The following is a 2,202-nucleotide window of genomic DNA, read 5'->3' as shown; positions in this document are numbered from 1 at the left end:
GGCAAGTTGGGTTAAAAAAACCTTTGCCAAATATTTTATATATAAAAAAAGACAAAGGTTTTCAAAATACTAAAGTTTAATTTATAAAATTTATCGCAACTGTATGTGTAATTCTTCGAGTTGTTTGACGTCAATGGTGGCGGGGGCATCTATCATGACATCTCGTCCTGAGTTGTTTTTTGGGAAGGCAATAAAATCTCGTATGGTTTCTTGTCCGCCCAAAATGGCTACCAATCTGTCTAATCCAAAGGCCAATCCGCCGTGTGGGGGTGCTCCAAATTGGAAGGCATCCATCAGGAATCCAAATTGTGCTTTGGCTTCTTCGGGTGTGAATCCTAAGTATTTGAACATCAATTCTTGAGTGGCTTTGTCGTGAATCCGGATAGAGCCTCCTCCTATTTCGTTGCCGTTCAAGACCATATCATACGCATTGGCACGTACTTTTCCTGGATTGGTTTCTAATAAGCTAATGTCTTCTGGTTTTGGCGAGGTAAAGGGGTGGTGCATGGCGTGGTAGCGACCACTTTCTTCGTCAAATTCCAATAATGGAAAATCGACAACCCATAAAGGAGCAAATTCGTCTGGTTTTCTCAATCCTAAACGGGTGGCTAACTCCATTCGTAAAGCCGAAAGTTGTGTTCTGGTTTTGTCGGTTTCTCCAGATAAAATAAGCATCAAATCACCTGGTTTGGCCTTACATTTTGTAGCCCAAGATTGTAAAACGGTTTCATCAAAAAATTTATCCACAGATGATTTTAGGGTTCCATCTGTATTATATCGAGCATAAACCAATCCTTTTGCTCCAATTTGAGGACGTTTTACCCATTCAGTCAATTCATCGAGTTGTTTACGGGTATAATCTGCACAACCCGCCACATTTATCGCCAAAACAATTTCCGCATCATCAAAAACAGGAAATCCTTTGGGCTCAAAAGTTCCCCCTTCGGGGGTTAGGGGGCAGAATTGCATATCAAAACGGATGTCTGGCTTGTCGTTCCCGTATGTTTTCATGGCATATTCATAGGTAAATCTTGGGAATTTTTCTACTTCAACACCTTTGATTTCTTTTAATAAATGACGGGTTAGTCCTTCAAATACATTCAAAATATCTTCTTGTTCAACAAAAGCCATTTCGCAATCGATTTGAGTAAACTCGGGCTGCCTGTCGGCACGTAAATCTTCGTCACGGAAGCATTTTACAATTTGAAAATACTTGTCCATACCGCCTACCATCAAGAGTTGTTTGAAGGTTTGTGGCGATTGTGGCAAGGCATAAAATTGTCCTTCGTTCATTCTGGAAGGTACCACAAAATCACGAGCTCCTTCGGGAGTTGATTTGATTAAATATGGGGTTTCGACTTCGCAAAAATCCAAATCGGAAAGGTATTTTCGTACTTCCATTGCTACTTTGTGACGGAAAAGCAGGCTGTTTTTTACGGGATTTCGACGGATGTCGAGGTAACGGTATTTCATTCGGATGTCTTCACCACCATCGGTTTTGTCTTCGATAGTAAAAGGGGGCGTTAGGGAGGCATTCAAAATTTGAAGTTCGGATACTAATATTTCGATATCGCCTGTTGGCAAGTTTTTGTTTTTGGATTCTCGTTCGATAACGGTGCCTTTTACTTGAACAACATACTCTCGTCCGAGTGTTTTGGCCATTTCAAAAACGGCTTCGTTGGACCGACTTTTGTCGAAAAGCAATTGGGTAATGCCATATCTGTCTCGTAGATTGACCCAATTGATAAACCCTTTGTCGTTTGAATTTTGTACCCAACCTGCGAGTGTTACTTCTGTATTGATATGTGTGGCATTTAATTCGCCACAGTGATGACTTCTGTACATTTTGTAAAATATTAGAATGCAAAAATAGTAACTTAATTGGAATTATCGTAAAAAGTTTTGGGGTTTAACCCAACTTGCCGATTTTAGCATTTTAAAATTAGTAAAAAGGTTTTTTTGTGTTAAATATATGTTAAATATAAGGCTGTTGCTTGAGTCTAAAAAACTTAAAAACCTTAAAATCAGCAGTTTATAAATTTTCAGTAGTTTGTAAATCTCGTTTGTAGTGAGGTATGATTATTGTTTATTTGATAAGCGTTTGATATATTTGCAAAATGTTTATAAGAGTAGTAAAAAAGCAAAATTCTAAAGAAGGTAAAGTTTTTTACCAGTTTATGCTTGCCCAAAATTCAAGGATTA

Annotated in this window: 1 protein-coding gene; it reads right to left on the bottom strand. The window is 38.4% G+C overall.

The features are described 5' to 3' along the window. Nucleotides 1-90: 90 nt before the first annotated feature. On the bottom strand, nt 91-1,845 hold the full coding sequence (gene aspS / locus B0A58_RS12780; RefSeq protein ID WP_089081384.1) for an aspartate--tRNA ligase: 1,755 nt from the start codon (nt 1,843-1,845) through the stop codon (nt 91-93). Between the last annotated feature and the right edge of the window lie 357 nt (nt 1,846-2,202).

It is taken from the genome of Flavobacterium branchiophilum NBRC 15030 = ATCC 35035, assembly GCF_002217205.1.
Classification (GTDB): Bacteria; Bacteroidota; Bacteroidia; order Flavobacteriales; family Flavobacteriaceae; genus Flavobacterium; species Flavobacterium branchiophilum.
This window is presented reverse-complemented; position numbering and strand designations above follow the sequence as displayed.

Bases quoted from the DNA above. Each gene is read 5' to 3' on its own strand.
- aspS (WP_089081384.1), bottom strand. From the start codon at position 1,845: ATGTACAGAAGTCATCACTGTGGCGAATTAAATGCCACACATATCAAT.